This window comes from Yersinia entomophaga, assembly GCF_001656035.1.
In the GTDB taxonomy this organism is placed as follows: domain Bacteria; phylum Pseudomonadota; class Gammaproteobacteria; order Enterobacterales; family Enterobacteriaceae; genus Yersinia; species Yersinia entomophaga.
Window position 1 is genome coordinate 4,172,560 of sequence record NZ_CP010029.1, and the last position, 13,152, is coordinate 4,185,711.

Consider the following 13,152-nt stretch of genomic DNA (forward strand, 5'->3'; position numbering starts at 1 on the left):
AGGAAATTAACGTAAGGGAATTATGTGGCTAATTTAATTTAATTTATTTGACTATAAAAGGCGAAAAACAGGGGCTTATCTCTGCTGGATGCTCAACTTATGACTCAATCGGCAATAAATTTCAAGCCGGTCATACTGACCAAATAATGGTCTACTCACTGACTCATGGTATCAACCGGGCTCAGAATGCGACTCACTTACCTATAAATATCGTTAAACCAATAGATAAGGCAACGCCATTATTAGGCACCGCTATTTCTGATAATGAAGTTTTGCATCTGACGTTGACCTCTACAGAACATCAAGTAATGGTCATCAAGAAATCTATTTTTCCATTGAAGTTAGAAATGCCAACATCAAGCATGTTGGTATAAATTACCCCCATATTATGACCAATAAAGATAGCCAACCCGAAGAAATGCTCAGTGTCACCTACCAAGATATAAAATGGGTCCATCACGCGGCAGGAACGACAGGTTATAGTTTGTGGGAAGATAGGGTTTATTAAGCCGTTATGACAGTGACTGGTAGTGTGCCGGTACATATATAGATATTGTCTGCTGTGTACCGGTATTTTTTTATTTCTTTTCTGATAAATCTTCCCAATTAGTTGAGCTGCCATTTATCAATTGATAGAGGGAAAGACCGACGGTAGAATCGCCAGTCACTTCGCTGATGAGTCCGGCAGCTCCCATGTCTCTCCATCCAATAATATAATCCTCTCTTATATGGTGGAAAAGCTTCCAGGCATCTTTTTTTAGTACCGACCTGAACAGCGAACCGGCAGAAAGAGAAAGATCACCGATGGAGAAGGCGATATCACCGTCTTTATCATCGCCGCCCAGAATCCTTGCCGACTGCCGGTATACGTTTCTTAATGGTACTAGACTAGGATCTTCTCGATATAAAAGATAATAGCCATTCTCCCATACGTTCTCTGAACCATGCAAAAGTAAAGGACTTCCCAAATAGGAGCATGCTGCCCCTAGGCTGGTATAACAAATCCCCCCGCCACCAATTATTTTTAACCATCCGCTTACAAAACCAACCTGTTTCAAGATAATATTGGTTATTGAATTCTGTTCTTTTTTTCTTTCCACAATGGCATATAGCTTCGCATTTCCCATATGAAGAGACATGCTTACTTTTAAAAGAGATTGATATTGGTCATGAAGTTTTGTATTGGCTTCGGAAAATTGAAGTCGTCCTAATCTATAACCAGTAACGCTGGCTTCTGCCATTTAATATTCATCGAAAATGAAATCACTAATAACGGCCCCATTATTTAAATATTGATAAGCAACATCTCTAGCCATGCGGTTTATCTTTTCTCGCTCTCTTTCTAATGCCATAATCGCATAACTATCCATGCTATCTCCCTCCTAATGAAAACAATACTTTAAAACTCCAGAATAATTTTTTGAAAAAAGGAGTAAAGATGTACATTATAACAAGGCCTGGTAGGTATATAGCACTAAATGTTATAATTTCTCTACTATCCATCTTATTGATGAAGAATAAGTAAGTCAGTATTATACATAGCGAATACCAATACAAACCGGATAAGCTTAAAAAAAATTGCCAGCTAACGCTTGTTTTTTTATATTTGGCGAGTTTAATTAATGTGCCAGCATCAATTTGTTTCATTCCCAGCGCGATTAGTTTGTTTTTTTAGCTCGACATCATCCATATGTTTAATTCCTTTTAAAAATAAGTATCTATGTTAGATAAACGTAGTCGTTCGCTTTAACCAGTTTTTATCCAACGGGCGAAAGTTTAACCTCCCCCCTCTCCAACCGCAAATCTACCCACCGCCCATGGGGAATATCCACCGCCTGGCCATTGCTGTAGCCGTCCCGTTTATTCTGGGCAAATGGCGGTGAGTTGGGGTGTTCGCGGTGATAAGTGCGGATGGTGATAACACCAGATTCATCCACTTCCCGTTCTAATTGAGCGTGAAAAGCGGATTGTCTTACAGGCCAAACACTTTATGCGAGTTCGTAATTAAACCGAAGCAGAATCACAACGGGGGCAATGAAGGTTAACGCAAGCCATGAGAAAACCTCAAAAGATCGCAATGTACATCAAATTCACACAACTGGAGTCATTATCTTTTAGAATAAAGATTCACCGTCTTCTAACGGTAATGTTTTCGGAAAGAAGCACTTTATGTTCTATCGCTGCGGCTAAAAGGAGAGTTAGCCACTTGTTTTGTTCATGATCGAAACCATCAACCCGATGCGTTTGCGGCAATTTTTCGTTGGCCGGTTGCATTTTTACACGACAGCTACTAGGCCATGCTGAAAGCATGAGGACAGTACGGCCTGATAATGTCTAAAGCGTGGGCAAGGTTGACGGAACCGTCTCAGCGTTACTCAGGGGCTTCATAGATATTGACGGTCATAGAACTGAAGATGGAGTAATGTTTATTAAATACCGAGCTCATCCAGTTTTCAAACTCAACTGTGGAGGTGAAGGATAACTCGCCGAAATTTGGATCCATAAAGCGGATATGGTCTTGCTCATCTTTTATACAGGCGACGGCATGTCCTGGTCCATCGTCTGGGGTGAGTAGATAACACATGTTGTAGCACCCCTTTTCGTCATTGCGTGCTAGGCTCATCGCTTGGGCAGCGAATTGGGGGGTAAAGTCTTCGTTGTTCACTATATAAGTACCAACGTGATTGAAGTGATCCTTCAGTTCATACTGGATTCTGGTTTGTGCTTCAGGGGGCGGTAGGGGGTGATAGTCATCGTTAAGATATTGAGATAATACCTGCCATTTGGCAGATGAATCGGCAAGCCAAGCGTAAAAACCCTCCCCCTGTGAATTCTTGACAAGATACTTTGCCGACATGGCCATGCAGACGCCGTTATCGGTCACATTGGTTTTAACACCAAACGCCTCATTGACGCTCTTGGTAATCTCCGATTGATTGTAGCTGGTTTCTATATGACCAAAGATCGTATTCTGATTGGTGACATTGTTTATCATGGCTGAATCTCTACGTCCTTAATGTGCTTTATTTCCCTGAGTTCTCTATAACAAGTGAAGGGGCTCAGGTTGGTTTTACTTAATAATATTAGAATAATGAGAGTTCCACTTTCATATTTCGTCCGGTCTTGTTGCAAGAATCGGTAATGACTCCAATTGTGTGAATTTGATGTACATTGCGATCTTTTGAGGTTTTCTCATGGCTTGCGTTAACCTTCATTGCCCCCGTTGTGATTCTGCTTTGGTTTAATTACGAACTCGCATAAAGTGTTTGGCCTGTAAGACAATCCGCGTTTCACGCTCAATTAGAACGGGAAGTGGATGAGGCCGGAGTTATCACCATCCGCACTTATCACCGCGAACACCCCAACTCACCGCCATTTGCCCAGAATAAACGGGACGGCTACAGCAATGGCCAGGCGGTGGATATTCCCCATGGGCGGTGGGTAGATTTGCGGTTGGAGAGGGGGGAGGTTAAACTTTCGCCCGTTGGATAAAAGACCGATGAAACATATTGGCCGATGACTACATTTATCCAGTATAAACACTGATTTTTTAAAAGGACTTAAATGTATGGATGAGCAAGAAATAAAAGACAAATTGGTTGGTCTTGGCATTAGTAGTTTAGATGCAATTACATTGATAAAAATTGCAAAAAATAAAAAAACCACTGTAACTCGAGTATTTATTTCAAATCATATAGGGCTATATATTGGCACGGCGGCATTGGTTGGGGTTTATTTTTTATTTGCAAGTACAATGAGTGAGAAAGAATTGATTTCATTCTCTGCTGCTTATATACCTGTGCTGTTTATAATTTATTTTTTAACTCCGTTCTTGAAGGAGTTTTTTTGGAGTTTAAAAGTTTTATTCTCTTTGAAAGGAATGTGATATGAGTAGCTTTACTCTTTCTGTCTTGGAAAGAAAAAAAGAGGAAATTAATCGTATCGCAGTAAATGTCGCATTTTTATATTTGAGTGATATAAGGCTACGAAGCGGGTTTATCAGCAGTAAAATCAATTGGCAGACAATAACATTAGTGAATTCAAGCTAGGGAGATTGTCGTTCAGTGAGGTTATGTCTAACCTCCATGAGCAATACAAAATTCTTGAAGATAGACATTTTGATTTGATGCTTGATAATGCTAAGTTATTTGTTATTGCCGAAAGGAAAAAAGAACAAAATTCTGCACTGAACATTATATTAAAGCAAGTAGGGTTTGTTAGCGGCGGGTTGCAGATAGTTGGCGGGGCCGGAATATGTAAAGTTAGCTTGGGAATGGCATGTGCTTCATTAGGTGTCCATTAATAGCCCACGGAGCATCAAACTTGAGTGAAAATGCACACTATCTTTTATTCCGTGAAGAACCGGAGGCAAGTTTTTTGCGGTATGCCTATCAGCATACTGCTATTGTGTTAGGAGGAACCAATCAGCAGGGAGATATAGCCTATTTTGCCCATCTCTCTGACCCGAAATGTCTTCCGTCGCCTGCATTATCCCATCGATATTATTGTTCAGTGTGTCCCCTGGTATCTGGCTTACTCACTGAGTTTACGCAACCAAAAAGAGATGATGGCAGAGCGGGGTATTGTCGTTGATCATTCCATACTGCGTCGTTGGGTTATCCGCCTGGTGCCGCTGTTAGATAAGGTTTTTTGCAAAGCTATTCATCATCACGGCGAACCCGAGAGGGCGGCGATTGATAAAAGTGGTGCCAACAGCGCGGTTTTGGCTATGCTCAACGCAGACAAACTCGATGAGGAAACGATTAACCTAAGACAAAGCAACTATCTGAACAACAACGTTGAGCAGGATCACTGCAACATCAAACGACGGATACGACACATACTGAGATTCAGCTCATCTCGACGGGAAAAGACAATTCTGGCCGGTATTGAACTAATACAAAAGGGCAATACAGAACCTGCAAAGTGAGGGATTATCATCCGCGGAATACTCAATAATCGGTAACGCAACTTTTGCCAACTTCATGTCACTAATGCGACAGAGCCCTATAAAGAGCCATTTTGCTGAAAAGTGTCTCAATAAAGTTTAGATGTGGAAAACGTAACGTCGGGATGAGACAAAACAAACTCAGTGAGACAAAAATACAGTCTCACTGAGTTGTCTATTTTAGGTTTACTCAAACAGGATAACAGCTACTCCTTCTCTGGAGTGGAGTATTTTATCTTACTAAAAATGAAACTCTCAGGGGCGGAAACATAATCCTGGTAAGCTCAATATCACTATCCTGTTATTATGACCGGGGTAACATTCTGGCTTTGATGATATATCGGTGAGATGTTCCATATTGTTCTGGGTTGTCCATATAAGACCTTCCTTCAGGAAGGTATTGTAAAGATGTTATCTTCATCCTGTTGTATAATGGAAACGTCACTTCACCCTCGGAGGCATACAATCCTTCAGAAACACCGGCGTGTCCTGGCTCAAGATCAAAGTGCCACATAATTGTTTTACCTGACACATAACCCATTTTAGGATCCTTAGCTGTAGACATTATGAGGGGAGATTTTATTTCTAAATCCATTGATTTTTGTACAGTATCGCTCTTACCTTCAGATTCATTTATAAACTCAGCAAGCCAAGAATAACTATTAGATATTACTGGCGTGTCTCCACGGAAGGTTTCGTTCACATCTGCTGAATGATACCCAGACCATTCAGCATCAATTTTGCCCAGAGTTTTCTGAACCTCTATAAACTTGTCGTGACTAATATCTCTTGCTGCCGGCTTCATGTTTCTACCAATTTCAGCCCACTTGCTTATAAAGTTGTCCATATCGATAATTGAATCATAATGACTGATATTAAGCTTCTGTAAGGCTATTGTGAATGAAGAATAGTATGGATATTCCCCCCCTTGCTGTTTATATAAAGCGGGGTCTTCCTTAATAACCCAGTTTTTCTTTGCTCCATTTTGCTGCCCGGGCATCGATGGTGGCGGCGGAGGGTTTCCTCCCGCCACCGGTGGCGGCGGCGGAGGGTTTCCTCCCATCATCGGTGGTGGTGGCGGTGGATTTCCCCCCATCATCGGTGGCGGCGGTGGAATCATAGTATTGATAGGGATTCTTCCATCATTGTCCTTCCACGCCACCGGATTATTCCGCACCATCCTGTACAGATTCAGCCCGTCCACCGAGCCCGCCGGGTCTGCACTTAGCCATCTGCCCGCCCACGGTTGGTAGTACCGGTAACCGTAGTAGTACAGCCCCGTTGCGTCCCGCTCCTTGCCTGAATACCTCACGGTCTTGTAGTTTGCCTCCACCGCGCTGCGAACCGTCCATACCGCTGTCCCGCCGTACGGATAGTATTCCTCCATGCTGATAAGTTTGCCGTCGCTGTCCAGCTCCAGCACGCTACTGCCGGTCAGGTTATCGTAACTGTAACGTACCTTGTCGTCAGTGATTCCATCCGGCCTGCCGCTCTCCCAGTGCAGCATCCGCACCTGCGCACGGCTCGCCTCACCCACAGTGATAACCTGCAGGCTTTCCGTTTCCGTATCGCCATTTTTCGCGCTGCGCAGTTCCAAGCCCGGAAGGTACAGCGCCCGCTGCGTCTGCGCGCTGTTACCGGTTTTCTGTACACTGACCTTCAGAATGCGCTGACTACCGCCGTCATAGCGGTAATTCTCGCTGTCATCCGCACTGCCATCTCGCATCACCGGCGTTACCTTCAACAGCTCATTACGTGCCGTCCAGACCAGGCCCAGCCCCGGCTGTAGCTGCGTCTGCTGGCCGCCCGCAGTGAACAGTGCGTCCACGTCTGCGGCGTTTTCGGTCAAGTTGCTAAGCACAGCCCGGTTGCTGCGGTTGCTTACGGTGATGTTGGTTGTGTAACCACTGCGTGTTGCCGGGGAATGGCGTATCTGCGTCAGGTTGCTGGCTTCGTCGTAGGTGTAGGTGCGGGTGTAACTGGTATATGCGGAGCTGTCTGTAGGAAAGGGGACGGTAGCTGACGGTAAACGGCTGCCCTGCTGTCCGACGTTTGCCATCTCGCGCCCGGTGGCACTGACCAGTTGGTACAGGCTGTCGTAGGTGTAGGTATTTTCCGGCACCACTTTCTGATTACTCCAGAAGCGGGTTGCTTCAGCATCATTGGTGATTTTCAGCACGTTGCCCACCGGGTCATACTCATAGCGCAGGTCCTGCAGCACCTTGGCACCCGAAGCGTGGCCGGCAGGTCGCTCCGTCCGGATGCCGGTCAGGCGCTGCGTCTCTGCCTCGTACGTGTACGTGATCACCACGCCGTTGCCGTGATCCTCGCGTTGCTTCTGCCCGGCGGCCGAGTACGTCAGGGACTTCACGATAACCTGTTCCGTACGGTCCCTCACCGTCAGCCAACTGCCTGACAACAGTCCCGCCACGTCGTACCTCACGCGCTGAATATTACCTTTCGCATCGGTGGTGGTCAGCACCGTCCCGGTGGCGTCAGCAGTGGTCAGGGTGACATACTCCTCGCCACTGAGCAGATCATTCCATGCAGAGGCACCTTCTCCTTGCCAGTCAGCCACGGTGTCCGGGTTATCCGCGTCCTTCAGCAGACGGCGGGTGACGGAGAGCGAGACGCCTGTCAGCGCTATGCTGTCTGTCTGCACCAGTCCTGCCGTATCGTAATGACGGACGCATAATCCCGCCAGGTTCAGAGTCTTCTCTGCGCCAGTATTGCCGGCATACACGAAGCGCTCCGTGATGCGGGCGACTTCAGTGCTGATCTGCTCCGTCACGTTCAGTGGTCGACCCGGAAGCGCCGCATCCTCATACTGCCAGGTGCGGGTCACCGCCAGGCTTCTGTCCTCAGTGCCCTCATCGGTGGCGCTGATATGACTGACCACGATAAACGGTCGTCCGGCGACGTCGTTCAGACTGACGCTAGTACCGTTATCCGCCCCCTGTGTACGCAGAACGCCTCCGGCCAGGTCCGTCAGGTAGCTGAAATTTACGCGACCGGCGTCGTGCAGCCGCGGGTCGGCGCTCTGCGTCAGAAAGCCGCGTGCGTCGTACTGGTGGGGTGTGATGCGTTCATTTGTCACCTCAGGGGCATCAGGGTGGCGATGGTACGCGATGTCGCGCGCGGTCAGGCCGCGGTTATCAAAGACCGTGACCTTCGGGGTTCTGCTGAACAACGATGTGCTCATGGTATTCTCCTGTTTATGATATGTAGCCGGTCAGGCTGCACAAGAAATAGCTTTGTCGCAGATTTATTAATGGTCAACGACAATACCGCGCTCTGCCATCATCTCTGTTGGGTTGCGTAAACTCAGTGAGTAAACCAGATATCCGCGGCCACACTGAACAATAATATCGATGGGATAATGCAGGCGACGGAAGACGTTTCGGATCAGAGAAATGGGCAGGTAATATTACAAAAAAAACAGCATGTTATATAACAATGCCTTAATGCGACAGAGTCTCCGCGAGTGCATAAAATTATAACTAAAATAGAATCTGCACCTGATATTCAACCACAGGTGCAGATGTTATTTATTAAAAATTAAAAATTAAAAATTAAAAATTAAGCTAGCTGTTCAAGTCGTAAATTATTAATGACCTTATACTCCTCGGCCTCGCCCGGATAAATCATGAGAATATCCATCGGTAGATCGATGCCCGGCGCTATAACATTGCCCTTTGTACTATCAAGGAAACACCAACCATTGACCGACTTATCTGTATTCAGCTCAATCCAACTGCTGTTTGCATTAAGCCAATCAACATCAACCATCGCGCCTTCTGGCAATAAGAAGGAGAGCTGCCAGCTGCGAACCTGCACCGAAGATGAAGTCAGGAGGAAATGATAGCTATACAAAAACTCTGGTTTATCCCATTGCTTACGCCAGTGAGATTTATACTCTTGTGAAACATCCAAATCGCGCTGCTCCGTCACCTGAATCACCGAGCTAGCCTGACTGTCACCGTTATTTGTGTAGCCGTTTGGCATGGTGAGTTTTGCTGTCATCGTTGCCGTCCCTGGGTTTTCGCCCATCAACGGAATATTGATATTGACAGACTTGCCGGCGGAAATATCAACGGACGGAGGGAAATATCCTACTGAGACAATCGCAGAATCGGATACCGTTACGCCAACAGAAACCCCTTTAATATCAGATGATTCAGAGTTAGAAATGTTAAGTACATTGTAATAGGTTTCGTCACTGGTCAGCACCAAATTGGATGCCACAGACATCGTCAACTCAACGTTAATGGCAGTCACGCTAACCCGAGTATTGATTTGGTTAGCACCACTATTAATCACGCCAATAGGCGTATGCAGTTGGGAAGTCAACGAGGTCGAGCCAATCGATTTACCCGTTAAAGGGATTGAAACCTTGACAGAGCCATTAGCGGGAAGAGTGCCAATTGCGGCAACATTTCCTACAGAAACAACATTGTTGTTAGCAGAAGAGACATCCAGAGTTAACCCACTCACGGCAATATTACTTTTGTTTGCAATAGTTAATTCTGCAACATAGGCTTTGTTCAGTGCAAAACTGATATTTTCTAGGGACATCGTAAGATTAACGGTTTCTACCGGGCGTGCGACCACCGACTGAGTTGCATCATTCCAGGTTCCCTTGCCCAGCGGATAGCTAACCAGTGACGGGATACTTTCACCGGCTGCCACCGACAGAGTTTCCCCGTCCAGATAAAGTCCGGAAACCAGCGTACCATTCTGCGACATTTTGTTTACGACACTGGAGACGCCATCATGACCGCCCACATAGAAACCGTACGACTCAAGCTGCTGTCGATTAAGTTGAATATCACGTGAAATAATGAGGATATCACCCAACTCCTGCTCATTGTAATTAATATTAGTGTAGAGTGCTATTTTACCCGCTGGGCACTTGTTTTCACCACGAGCATTTTTAATAAGCTGAATATCTGACATAATAATAGTCCTTGTTCTGAATAAGTAAGCGGAAAAGGCAAAGGTATGAAACCTCTGACTACCGCAATATGATTAGGTAATTAAAAATTAAAAGTAGAACGTTACAACTGAACCAATAACATACTCGGTTCAATTAATTAATAAAGGTATTTGCGGGAAATTAATAGTAGTTAATTACTTATTTGGAGCTTGAGGGCATTTTATAAGACAATCATTTTTTATATAATGGTTCCATATCAATTGCTCGGACTCTTTCGTATTAAGGTGCTGTCATATAATATGCTGTTTTTTGTGATATTACCTGCCCATATCTCTGATCCGAAACGTCTTCCGTCGCCTGCATTATCCCATCGATATTATTGTTCAGTGTGGCCGCGGATATCTGGCTTACTCACTGAGTTTACGCAACCCAACAGAGATGATGGCAGAGCGCGGTATTGCCGTTGACCATTACATGTTGGGATGCAGCTTATTTCGACGGGCAAAGATAATCCTGGCCGGGATTGAACTGATACATAGGATACGAAAAGGGCAATACAGAACCTGCAAAGTGAGGGATTATCACCCGCGGAACACTCAATAACCGATAACGAAACTTTTGCCAATTTCATGTCACTGATGCGACAGAGCACAATTCCAGGCACCAGATTTTAGGGGTGAACCATTGACAATGAGAACATCTGTCTGCTATTTCATTTGCCAGGTTTTACCTCCCGTAACCGTACGATATCGGGATGGAGAATCTCACTGTAACTCAATAATAAGTAAAGGGAATTAGTTTATGAAGAAATCATTTATTGCCTTATTTCTAACATTCTCAGGTTTTGCCACATCCGCGTATGCACAAGATGAATTAACTTATAGCAAACTGATGATGAATCCAGATATAAAGACAGAGTTTAAAAAGATGATTGGGAAACAAAAGTTGCCTAAGTGGGTCACAGAAGGCGGCACGTATTCCCCTGGCTACAACGTTGAGATCGGTGGGAATAAATATGTGGTAATGACTTCATGTAAGCCCCATGATTGTGCTTCACAACGTATCGCTGTGCTCTATTCTCCTGAATCAAAAAGATTAGCAGGTGTATTTTCTACCACTGACGAGATGGAAACAAACCAAAAGCTGCAGTGGCTGAGTATTCCAGATGAGTTGTCTATTGATGGAAAAACCATCTTATTCGCGGCACTGACGGGGAGTCTTGATAATCACCCAAATAGCTTTAACTTAAAGTAAAGTAGGTAAAGGTGGTGGGTATTCGTCTACCACCGTACTTTGCCCAAAGCGCTACATTAAATCAGGTCCCGTTAGTGCTGGAAGTATCACCAAAGACGATTTACAAATATATTCCAGCAGCCGAACAGGGGGAATGACGTTTTGTGACGCCACCATAAAGTGGATTAGTCGATACGCAAGCTGGGCAGTGCCATGTCGTAAGATATTTTCAAACTTGATAGTTGGCTAAGAGCGAAGAGCAGGTCTTAACTCTTCGCATCCGCAACATAGATTGTCATCGACTTAATCACTTTAACAGTAACCGTACCCCCAGAAATGCCATGAATCCTCCGCTTAATTTATCTATAAACTTGCGGTATCTAATGTAAGCCTGACGTGGTCGGTCGGTTGATAATAAGCATGAAACAAGTGCATACCAGAGCACATCAATAATGAACGCCATTAAAGGCAGGATAATATACATGGCAGGCTGAATATTAGTGGTAAGCGCTGCGGAAAAAATACTGGCAAATACCAGAGCGGTATGGGGGTTGCTGATTTGGGTAAATACGCCAGTAGTAAAAGCTTTTGATATGCTGATATCCTCTGTGCCTACTGAATGGGTAATTCTGCCGGAAGGACGACGAAACATTTTCAGCGCCAGCCACAAAAGATAACAACCACCGGCAATCTTCAGGCTCGTATAAAGTGACGGAACCAGAGTCAGCAGGGTATGAAGGCCCGCTAACGCAATGACCGCAAAGACAAGCGCACCAAAGCCCATCCCCACGGCCACCGCTAATGCCGCACGTCTCGAACTGGACATGGCTGTTCGCGCAACGAGCAGAAAACTGGCTCCCGGGCTCATTGCACCCAGAAGGATAGCCAAGCCAATTGCAGAAAGTGCAATCAAATCATATGTCATAATTTTACTCCAGCCATTTAATTTACCCTTCAGTTCTCTCATTGCGTGATCCGCGCACCTCATGAACCGAGCTCAATTTCAACATAACACGATGTCACCCACTTCCGCTTTCACTCAAGCGGACATCCTGGCCTATTAGCTTGAGTGATGGGCATTCCACTCATCACGAGTCATTTCCCACAACTCTGAGTCCAGAAGGCCGCTGACGAACTGTTTCTTTTCCGTTTTGATTAGGCGCATACCGCTGCTGACTGAAATGCTCTGAGAACGGAGATTTTTAGTTGCTTTTGGAGCACGCAATACTGCCCTGTTCAAAGTGTTAAACCAGTAATCTGTCGCCGCAAGACTGGCTTCGCGCATTAATCCGCGCCCCTGATATTCAGGAACCAGCCAAAAGCCACGATTATTATCTTCTTCATCATCTAGGCAGATAACACCTATTAAATTGTCAGGATTATCCCGGTGCCGTATGGTCCAAACCCAGGCGACTCCTTTTGCCATAGCTGGCAGCGCGACGTTATTAACATAGTGCGCTGCACCATCGTCAGGATAGGGCCAGGGAACCGATGCCACCATATAACGGACAATTTCCCAGCGTGGAAAGCGTTCTTGAATTTGTGATGCATCCTCAGCAACTATTGGCTTTAACAGTAAACGCTCTGTTTCCAGCGTGGGTACTTGCATGGCTCTTTTCCTTACTGGTTAATATATCCGTGACCATTTTTTACTGATTCAATATTTACTATGATTTATAGGGATGTACAGAAGATATTCAGGTAATCGGGTGGAAGACCAGAACCCGCTACGACGAAGCGAAGTTTTTGCTGGCACTTGAAGCGCGACGCTCGCCTTTACTTAGGCCATAAAAAGCTTGTTGGATGTCTCAGGGCGTGAAGCGGACTTTTAGTCCAAGGGTATAAATGTATTTCTGACTGCTAAAAGACATTTATAAAAATTTAATGTCTTACCCTAGAGGGATAAAATTACTTGATCAAGGCATCGCGCATGTGGCCTGCCTCCTCCAAGTAAGATGGGAAAGCGCGTAATAATCATTTGGTCGATCAGATCTTCATTGAGGAAATTTTGAATTGTTCGCGCCCCGTTTCAGGG

Annotated in this window: 12 protein-coding genes and 5 pseudogenes; 7 read left to right on the forward strand and 10 right to left on the reverse strand. The window is 45.2% G+C overall.

Annotation, left to right across the window (positions count from 1 at the left end):
* The first annotated feature begins 41 nt into the window (after positions 1 to 41).
* Positions 42 to 508 (forward strand): annotated as a pseudogene (locus tag PL78_RS18750) (Hcp family type VI secretion system effector).
* Positions 509 to 578: 70 nt separating this feature from the next.
* Here PL78_RS18750 and PL78_RS18755 read toward each other — a convergent pair.
* From PL78_RS18755 to PL78_RS18765, 4 genes are all read right to left on the reverse strand, one after another.
* The gene (locus PL78_RS18755) at positions 579 to 1,241 is read right to left on the reverse strand and encodes a DUF4225 domain-containing protein (RefSeq protein ID WP_064518004.1); all 663 of its coding nucleotides are present in this window, start codon (positions 1,239 to 1,241) and stop codon (positions 579 to 581) included.
* Positions 1,242 to 1,370 (reverse strand): hypothetical protein, encoded by a 129-nt coding sequence (locus tag PL78_RS20925; RefSeq protein WP_256966768.1) that lies wholly within the window; start codon positions 1,368 to 1,370, stop codon positions 1,242 to 1,244.
* Between the two features lie 387 nt (positions 1,371 to 1,757).
* Positions 1,758 to 1,937 (reverse strand): phage tail fiber protein, encoded by a 180-nt coding sequence (locus tag PL78_RS21200; protein WP_476726587.1) that lies wholly within the window; start codon positions 1,935 to 1,937, stop codon positions 1,758 to 1,760.
* 434 nt (positions 1,938 to 2,371) lie between these two features.
* Positions 2,372 to 2,995, reverse strand: a complete 624-nt coding sequence (locus PL78_RS18765; protein ID WP_064518007.1) for a YopT-type cysteine protease domain-containing protein — start codon at positions 2,993 to 2,995, stop codon at positions 2,372 to 2,374.
* 317 nt (positions 2,996 to 3,312) lie between these two features.
* Here PL78_RS18765 and PL78_RS21205 point away from each other — a divergent pair, with 317 nt between their 5' ends.
* The 4 genes and pseudogenes from PL78_RS21205 to PL78_RS18780 all read left to right on the forward strand — a co-directional run.
* Entirely contained in the window at positions 3,313 to 3,492 is a 180-nt protein-coding gene (locus tag PL78_RS21205; RefSeq protein ID WP_476726588.1) for a phage tail fiber protein, read from the forward strand.
* Between the two features lie 76 nt (positions 3,493 to 3,568).
* Entirely contained in the window at positions 3,569 to 3,886 is a 318-nt protein-coding gene (locus PL78_RS18770) for a hypothetical protein (RefSeq protein WP_064518009.1), read from the forward strand.
* Between the two features lie 240 nt (positions 3,887 to 4,126).
* A pseudogene (locus tag PL78_RS21150) lies at positions 4,127 to 4,389 on the forward strand (DUF4225 domain-containing protein); the annotation flags it as partial.
* 64 nt (positions 4,390 to 4,453) lie between these two features.
* A pseudogene (locus tag PL78_RS18780) lies at positions 4,454 to 4,900 on the forward strand (DDE-type integrase/transposase/recombinase); the annotation flags it as partial.
* A gap of 352 nt (positions 4,901 to 5,252) precedes the next feature.
* On the opposite strand, the gene PL78_RS18785 reads toward PL78_RS18780, so the two are convergent.
* The 3 genes and pseudogenes from PL78_RS18785 to PL78_RS18790 form a co-directional block, all read right to left on the reverse strand.
* Positions 5,253 to 8,150, reverse strand: a complete 2,898-nt coding sequence (locus PL78_RS18785; RefSeq protein WP_338063263.1) for an RHS repeat domain-containing protein — start codon at positions 8,148 to 8,150, stop codon at positions 5,253 to 5,255.
* A gap of 69 nt (positions 8,151 to 8,219) precedes the next feature.
* Positions 8,220 to 8,363, reverse strand: a pseudogene (locus PL78_RS19840) (IS6 family transposase); the annotation flags it as partial.
* A 164-nt stretch (positions 8,364 to 8,527) separates the two neighbouring features.
* Positions 8,528 to 9,904 (reverse strand): hypothetical protein, encoded by a 1,377-nt coding sequence (locus PL78_RS18790; protein WP_064518014.1) that lies wholly within the window; start codon positions 9,902 to 9,904, stop codon positions 8,528 to 8,530.
* A 307-nt stretch (positions 9,905 to 10,211) separates the two neighbouring features.
* Between PL78_RS18790 and PL78_RS20055 the strand changes: the two are divergent.
* Both PL78_RS20055 and ivy read left to right on the forward strand, forming a co-directional pair.
* A pseudogene (locus PL78_RS20055) lies at positions 10,212 to 10,364 on the forward strand (IS6 family transposase); the annotation flags it as partial.
* 321 nt (positions 10,365 to 10,685) lie between these two features.
* On the forward strand, positions 10,686 to 11,138 hold the full coding sequence (ivy, locus tag PL78_RS18795) for an Ivy family C-type lysozyme inhibitor (RefSeq protein ID WP_064518016.1): 453 nt from the start codon (positions 10,686 to 10,688) through the stop codon (positions 11,136 to 11,138).
* 286 nt (positions 11,139 to 11,424) lie between these two features.
* On the opposite strand, the gene PL78_RS18800 is transcribed toward ivy, so the two are convergent.
* The 3 genes from PL78_RS18800 to PL78_RS20410 all read right to left on the reverse strand — a co-directional run bounded on the left by PL78_RS18800 (position 11,425) and on the right by PL78_RS20410 (position 13,131).
* The gene (locus PL78_RS18800) at positions 11,425 to 12,042 is read right to left on the reverse strand and encodes a LysE family translocator (protein WP_064518570.1); all 618 of its coding nucleotides are present in this window, start codon (positions 12,040 to 12,042) and stop codon (positions 11,425 to 11,427) included.
* A 135-nt stretch (positions 12,043 to 12,177) separates the two neighbouring features.
* Complete coding sequence (locus tag PL78_RS18805; RefSeq protein ID WP_064518018.1) at positions 12,178 to 12,726, reverse strand: GNAT family N-acetyltransferase; 549 nt, start codon at positions 12,724 to 12,726, stop codon at positions 12,178 to 12,180.
* Positions 12,727 to 13,011: 285 nt separating this feature from the next.
* Positions 13,012 to 13,131 (reverse strand): hypothetical protein, encoded by a 120-nt coding sequence (locus tag PL78_RS20410; protein WP_256966719.1) that lies wholly within the window; start codon positions 13,129 to 13,131, stop codon positions 13,012 to 13,014.
* Positions 13,132 to 13,152 lie beyond the last annotated feature (21 nt).

What these genes read in the sequence shown, in the direction of transcription:
- PL78_RS20925 (WP_256966768.1), bottom strand. Translation starts at nt 1,370, where the DNA reads ATGGATAGTTATGCGATTATGGCATTAGAAAGAGAGCGAGAAAAGATA.
- PL78_RS18800 (WP_064518570.1), bottom strand. Translation starts at nt 12,042, where the DNA reads ATGACATATGATTTGATTGCACTTTCTGCAATTGGCTTGGCTATCCTT.
- PL78_RS18755 (WP_064518004.1), bottom strand. Translation starts at nt 1,241, where the DNA reads ATGGCAGAAGCCAGCGTTACTGGTTATAGATTAGGACGACTTCAATTT.
- PL78_RS18790 (WP_064518014.1), bottom strand. Translation starts at nt 9,904, where the DNA reads ATGTCAGATATTCAGCTTATTAAAAATGCTCGTGGTGAAAACAAGTGC.
- PL78_RS18770 (WP_064518009.1), top strand. Translation starts at nt 3,569, where the DNA reads ATGGATGAGCAAGAAATAAAAGACAAATTGGTTGGTCTTGGCATTAGT.
- PL78_RS18785 (WP_338063263.1), bottom strand. Translation starts at nt 8,150, where the DNA reads ATGAGCACATCGTTGTTCAGCAGAACCCCGAAGGTCACGGTCTTTGAT.
- ivy (WP_064518016.1), top strand. Translation starts at nt 10,686, where the DNA reads ATGAAGAAATCATTTATTGCCTTATTTCTAACATTCTCAGGTTTTGCC.
- PL78_RS18805 (WP_064518018.1), bottom strand. Translation starts at nt 12,726, where the DNA reads ATGCAAGTACCCACGCTGGAAACAGAGCGTTTACTGTTAAAGCCAATA.
- PL78_RS18765 (WP_064518007.1), bottom strand. Translation starts at nt 2,995, where the DNA reads ATGATAAACAATGTCACCAATCAGAATACGATCTTTGGTCATATAGAA.